Below are 6,136 nucleotides of genomic sequence, written 5' to 3' on the forward strand. Positions count from 1 at the left end.
TCCGCTTTACCAGAAAAATGCAACGTAACATTTGAGAAAGACAGAAAGGTTAAAACTATGAACAAGAAAAATACATATTACGGAGAATTTGGAGGACAGTATGTGTCTGAGTCATTAATGAATACTTTAGAGGAACTGGATGAGGCATTTGAGGCAGCCATCAGAGATCCGGAGTTTATCAAGCAGTACAATTATTACCTGAAACAGTATGTAGGGCGTGAGACACCGCTGTATTATGCAGAGCGTCTCAGCAAAAAATACGGCACCAAAATATATTTGAAACGGGAAGACTTAAATCATACCGGTGCGCACAAGATCAACAACGTGATCGGTCAGATTCTGCTGGCAAAACGTATGGGTAAGAAAAAAGTCATTGCAGAGACCGGAGCAGGTCAGCACGGTGTTGCAACCGCAACCGGCGCAGCACTGTTTGACATGGAATGCACCGTTTACATGGGAAAAGAAGACATTGAGCGTCAGGCATTAAACGTAATGCGTATGGAGATGCTTGGGGCAAAAGTAGTCAGCGTAGAGTCAGGAAGCAACACTTTAAAAGATGCCACAAACGAGGCAATCCGCACCTGGGCAAAAACAGCGGAGGATACGTTCTATGTTATTGGTTCTGCCGTAGGTCCGTATCCGTATCCGAAGATGGTCAAAGAGTTCCAGCGTGTCATCAGCAAAGAAGCAAAAGCGCAGCATTACGAGGCTGAAGGAAAACTTCCGGATGTGGTTATGGCCTGCGTAGGTGGCGGTTCTAATTCCATCGGTATGTTTGCAGAATTTATCGAGGAAAAAGAGGTACAGCTGATCGGTGTGGAAGCAGCAGGACTTGGTGTAGAGACAGGAAAACATGCGGCAGCTATGGCTCTTGGAGAGCCGGGAACCCTGCATGGCATGCGTTCCTATCTGCTGCAGGATGAAGATGGAAACATTCAGCTGGCACATTCCATTTCGGCAGGGTTGGATTATCCGGGTGTGGGACCGGAACATGCATATCTGCGTGACAGTGGCAGAGCACAGTATGTATCGATCACGGATAAAGAGGCAATGGACGCACTGATGGAATTATGCGAACTGGAAGGAATCATTCCGGCCATCGAAAGTGCACATGCCATGGCATATGCCTTTAAAAAGGCAAAAGAAATGAGACCGGAGCAGTCCATGATCGTGTGTCTGTCCGGACGCGGCGACAAAGATGTCAATACGATTGCGAACTATCTGGCAGGGAAAGGTTATCTGAACTAAGGATAAAACACATGCTATTTGTTATTACACTGAAATCAGAAGTGAAAGAATCAAGGAAAATAAATTGGAGTAGAAGATCATGAACCGTATAGAGAAAAAATTACAGTCATTACAGGAAAAAAAGGAAAAAGCATTTATTACATATATTACTGCAGGACTTCCGGATATGGATCATTGCGCAAAGCTGATCCGTGCACAGGAGGAAGCAGGTTTGGATATTCTGGAACTTGGTATTCCGTTTTCTGATCCGGCAGCAGACGGACCGGTCATTCAGGATGCGTCCTATCGTTCTATTTTAAAGGGAACCAACTTAAGGAAATGTTTTGAACTGGTGGATGGAGTCCGAAAAGATGGATGTGAACTGCCAATCGTATTTATGATGTATTACAATACCGTGCTTCATTATGGATTAGAAGCGTTTGCGGAGAAATGTGCTAAGGTCGGTGTGGATGGACTGATCATTCCGGATCTTCCATTGGAAGAACAGCAGCCGTTAAAAGATGCACTGGCAAAACAGAATGCAACAATCCTGATCCAGCTGGTAGCACCGGTATCCGGTAAACGTATTCCGGAAATTCTGAAAGATGCAAAAGGATTTGTGTATTGCGTATCATCCATGGGTGTCACCGGTCAGGGTGCAAGTTTCCACAAAGAAGTTATTTCTTATCTGAAATCAGTAAAAGAGCAGGCTCAGATTCCGGTCATGATGGGATTTGGTATTCGTACTGCAGCAGATGTAGCACCAATGAAGGATATTATTGATGGTGCCATCGTTGGTTCTCATTTTATTAACTTGATGGAAGAAAATCAGTATGATCTGGATGTGGCAAAAGCATATATTCAGACTTTTAAGACAGAGTTGAAATAAAAATGCTTGATTTTCATAAGATTTGAGTATGAAATTCGGGTGAGTCTTATGAACAGTTGGTTGTGAAAAAGGAGTAATTAGTATTATGGATATGAAACAGGCAATTCAGAGAGTAGCAGACAGACAGGATCTGACAGGGGAAGAGGCAGGAGAAGTCATGGAACTTCTTCTGACCGGTGCAGCTACACAGGCTCAGATCGGAGCTTTTCTGACCGGATTGCGGATGAAAGGAGAGACGATTGATGAAATCGCTGGTCTGGCCTCTGTGCTGGCAGATAAAGCAGAGCATATTCATCCGCATTCCGATCATTATATTGATCTGGTTGGAACCGGAGGGGATTGCACGTATTCTTTCAATATTTCTACGACATCTGCCATTGTGACGGCAGCAGCCGGTGTTTCTGTGGCAAAACATGGCAATCGTTCCATTTCCAGCAAGAGCGGTGCCGGTGATGTATTGGAGCAGCTTGGTGTAAATATCATGATGGAACCGGAAAAAGTAGAAGCATGCGTGGATGAAGTCGGCATTGGATTTATGTTTGCACAGACCTTTAACAAATCCATGCGGTTTGTGGGACAGGCGCGAAGCGAGATGGGAATCCGTACCGTATTCAATATCCTTGGTCCTCTGGCAAACCCATCCGGAGCAAAGGGTATGGTAGTCGGTGTCTATGATCCGGCACTGACAGAAATCATTGCATCTGTTATGGGGCAGCTTGGTGTCAAACGTGCTCTGGTAGTCAGTGGCAGAGATCATATGGATGAGATTACATTGAGTACAAAGACTGTTGTATCAGAACTAAAAGATGGAACAGTAGAAACCTATGAGATCGCACCGGAAGATTTTGGATTCAAGACCGTAGATCTGGCAGAACTGCAGGGCGGAACGGCCGCAGAAAATGCAGAGATTACCCGTGCGATCCTCTCCGGGGAAGAGCGGGGAGCAAAACGTGAGATTGTACTGCTGAACGCAGGTGCGGCACTTTATATCGGCGGAAAGGCTGAGAGTATTGCAGATGGAATCATTCTTGCAAAAGAAGCGATTGATTCAGGAAAAGCGGCAGAAGTGCTGGAAAATCTGGTCAATTATACGAAATGATATATAATAAAGAATTGCAAAAAAAGAACAATTGGTATGACGGCACCAATTGTTCTTTATTAATTCGTATTTATTCGCACTTGTTACGCAATGCTGTTCACTAATTTTGCTAAACGAGCAATTTTTCTGGAAGCATTGTTTTTGTGATAAACACCTTTAGATTCAGCTTTGCTGATAACGGAAGTAGCGGATACTAATGCTGCAGAAGCTGCTTCTTTATCATTTGCTGCAACAGCTGCCTCTACTTTTTTAATAGCTGTTTTCACTGAAGAACGGATAGATTTATTTCTTTCTGTCTTTGTCTGCGCAACTAAGATTCTTTTCTTTGCTGATTTAATGTTAGCCAATCTGTACACCTCCCATGCTGAGAATTCTTAAATGATTGTTACATTAAAGCCGGACACGGACGAACTAATGTAAACATACTCATGTATTATAGGGTCAGAAATTGGAATTGTCAAGGGAAAAACCGAAAAAAATGAAAAAATTGGTATAATTGTTTGTACTTTTTACAATACTATGAAAACTTAGAAGAAATCGGGGTGTTTTTATATGTTTGAAGTCAGAACAGACCTTGCAGTAGAGGAAAATGAACGGATCACCAAAGCACAGGAAGAGACGAAAGGAATTTCAGTCACGGAAGAAGATTATGGGGAAGAACAGATCCACATTACGACGGTGCGGATCACTACAGAGAATGGTGCAAAACAGATGGGAAAACCGAAAGGAACTTATATTACACTGGAAGCAGCTGAGATGATCGAAGATGATGAGGATTATCACCGGGAGATATCAAAGCGTCTGGCAGAGATTCTGAAAGAACTGATCCCGGTTTGTGATAAGCAAAAGAATTATAAAGAAAGTACTGAAAATCAGAAAAAAGTAAGCAGAAAAGGATTCGCACAAGCGAAGCATGAGCTGGAGGGTACGTCTATCCTGGTAGCCGGCCTTGGCAATCGTCTTGTGACACCGGATGCGTTGGGACCGCAGGTGGCAGACAATCTGTATATCACACGGCATATTATAAAAGAATTTGGCAGACGGGCCTATGAAAATGAGCAGGTGCAGCCCGTCAGTGCCATTGTGCCCGGCGTTATGGCCCAGACAGGCATGGAAAGCCAGGAGATTATTACAGGAATTATCCGCGAAGTAAAACCGGATTATCTGATCGTGGTAGATGCGCTGGCTGCCCGCAGTGTCCGCCGTCTGGGCCGGACGATCCAGATTACAGATACAGGGATTTATCCGGGTTCCGGTGTGGGAAATCACCGTTACAGTATTACAAAAGAAACCACAGGGATTCCGGTCATCGCTATCGGTATTCCGACCGTAGTAGAAGCGGCGACGATCGTCTATGATTCTATGTCTGCCCTGATTGATGAACTGGCACATGCGGAAAGCCTGCAGCCGTTGAAGACTTCGTGGAACAGACTGACAGAGGCGGAACACCGGAATCTGGTCCGGGAACTGCTGTCTCCGCAGTTGAACCATATGTTTGTAACACCAAAGGATATTGATGCGGAGATCAAGCGGATGAGCTATACGATATCCGAAGCCATCAATCTGGCGTTTTGCGGGTAATCGGTTATGCTTGAAATATTATACTGTAAAATGGCAGAAGCGGAAGAAATAAAGAACCATAAAATGTAAGCATAATTCAGACACAATTTCATATATAGTATATATGGGAAAAATGTTAAAAGTTACAAGGAAAAGAAAGCGAAAAGAGAGAGGCGTACGTTGGATAGTGCGGGGAACCGGTTTCCTCGTACTGTTTTTCACTGCGCTTATAGCGGTATTTGCGATCCATAACACCAATCTGTGGAATCGGCTGCAATATCAGATCTGTTATCAGATGCTGAAACAGTATGCACCGCTGCTGGCTTCCGGCAGCGCAGTACAGTCGTTATATATAGAAGAAGACGATACAACTATGTATGATATGCAGTCAGAGAGTCAGTTGTCTTATGAGCAGATTCTGGCCAAGAAAGATCCGCAGGAGACACAGGCGGCGGATGCTTCAGAGGAAAATAAAGACATTTCTGTGGACCAGACAGGTTCCGGGAATACGCAGACAGGTGAAAATGGTAATCCGTCAGTTGAGACGGCATCAGCATCAGCGTCGGCTGGGGAAAATCTCGTATCGCTGGAAAAATTGAATGATTTTGATTATCTGATCCAGCATTATTATACAGTGGACAAATCCACTACCATCAACAGTTCACAGCTGGTGGTGCAAAATCTGCTGAATAAGAATTGCACGATCCAGAAAACTACGGAAGATGTACCACAGATTCTAATCTATCATACCCATGGTTCCGAAGGCTATGCGGATTCTGTGGAGGGAGATCCAAACACATCCGTGATCGCGGTCGGAAACCGTCTGACACAGATTTTACAGGATACATACGGTTATCATGTATTACATGATACGGGAATCTATGATACAGACCGGGATCATGCGTATAATGTAGCAGCTCCGGCTATTCAGAAAATATTGCAGGATCATCCTTCGATAGAAGTGGTGATCGATCTGCATCGTGACGGTGTGGCGGATACGACGCGGCTGGCAACAAACATCAATGGTGTGGATATGGCGCAGGTGATGTTTTTCAATGGGCTGAGCAAGACAACGGCTACCGGAGATATTGATTATCTGCGCAATCCTTATATTGAAGACAATCTGGCGATGTCTCTGAAAATGCAGCTGGCGGCGACGGAACTATATCCGGGATTTACACGCAAAATTTATCTGAAAAGTTATCGGTACAACATGCATCTTTGCCCGAAATCGCTGCTGATCGAGGTCGGGGCACAGACCAATACACTGCAGGAGGCAGTGAATGCCATGGATCCGCTGGCACAGGTGTTGGATAAGGTGTTGAGCGGAAAGTAGTAGCGTAGCTACGGAGAAGTCCTGA

6 protein-coding genes are annotated in these 6,136 nt (G+C 44.5%); 5 read left to right on the plus strand and 1 reads right to left on the minus strand.

What is annotated here, in order from left to right:
• The first annotated feature begins 57 nt into the window (after positions 1-57).
• The 3 genes from trpB (at position 58) to trpD (ending at position 3,215) form a co-directional block, all read left to right on the plus strand.
• A complete protein-coding gene (trpB, locus tag HMPREF0373_RS12450; protein ID WP_044964363.1) occupies positions 58-1,248 on the plus strand; it encodes a tryptophan synthase subunit beta in 1,191 nt (396 codons plus the stop codon).
• Between the two features lie 79 nt (positions 1,249-1,327).
• Positions 1,328-2,116, plus strand: a complete 789-nt coding sequence (gene trpA, locus HMPREF0373_RS12455) for a tryptophan synthase subunit alpha (RefSeq protein ID WP_021740099.1) — start codon at positions 1,328-1,330, stop codon at positions 2,114-2,116.
• An 85-nt stretch (positions 2,117-2,201) separates the two neighbouring features.
• Entirely contained in the window at positions 2,202-3,215 is a 1,014-nt protein-coding gene (gene trpD, locus HMPREF0373_RS12460) for an anthranilate phosphoribosyltransferase (protein ID WP_021740100.1), read from the plus strand.
• A gap of 83 nt (positions 3,216-3,298) precedes the next feature.
• Here the strand turns inward: trpD and rpsT are convergent, their stop codons facing one another.
• Positions 3,299-3,562, minus strand: a complete 264-nt coding sequence (gene rpsT / locus HMPREF0373_RS12465) for a 30S ribosomal protein S20 (protein WP_022036345.1) — start codon at positions 3,560-3,562, stop codon at positions 3,299-3,301.
• A 205-nt stretch (positions 3,563-3,767) separates the two neighbouring features.
• Between rpsT and gpr the strand changes: the two genes are divergently transcribed.
• Positions 3,768-4,796: a GPR endopeptidase gene (gpr, locus tag HMPREF0373_RS12470; protein ID WP_021740102.1), complete on the plus strand. Its 1,029-nt coding sequence runs from the start codon at positions 3,768-3,770 to the stop codon at positions 4,794-4,796.
• A 112-nt stretch (positions 4,797-4,908) separates the two neighbouring features.
• The gene (gene spoIIP / locus HMPREF0373_RS12475) at positions 4,909-6,111 is read left to right on the plus strand and encodes a stage II sporulation protein P (RefSeq protein ID WP_242831215.1); all 1,203 of its coding nucleotides are present in this window, start codon (positions 4,909-4,911) and stop codon (positions 6,109-6,111) included.
• The last annotated feature ends 25 nt before the right edge of the window (positions 6,112-6,136 follow it).

Origin of the sequence: Eubacterium ramulus ATCC 29099 (genome assembly GCF_000469345.1) — a bacterium.
Lineage (GTDB): Bacteria > Bacillota > Clostridia > Lachnospirales > Lachnospiraceae > Eubacterium_I > Eubacterium_I ramulus.

Coding starts and splice junctions, on each gene's coding strand:
- trpB (WP_044964363.1), top strand. CDS start 58: ATGAACAAGAAAAATACATATTACGGAGAATTTGGAGGACAGTATGTG.
- trpA (WP_021740099.1), top strand. CDS start 1,328: ATGAACCGTATAGAGAAAAAATTACAGTCATTACAGGAAAAAAAGGAA.
- trpD (WP_021740100.1), top strand. CDS start 2,202: ATGGATATGAAACAGGCAATTCAGAGAGTAGCAGACAGACAGGATCTG.
- gpr (WP_021740102.1), top strand. CDS start 3,768: ATGTTTGAAGTCAGAACAGACCTTGCAGTAGAGGAAAATGAACGGATC.
- spoIIP (WP_242831215.1), top strand. CDS start 4,909: ATGTTAAAAGTTACAAGGAAAAGAAAGCGAAAAGAGAGAGGCGTACGT.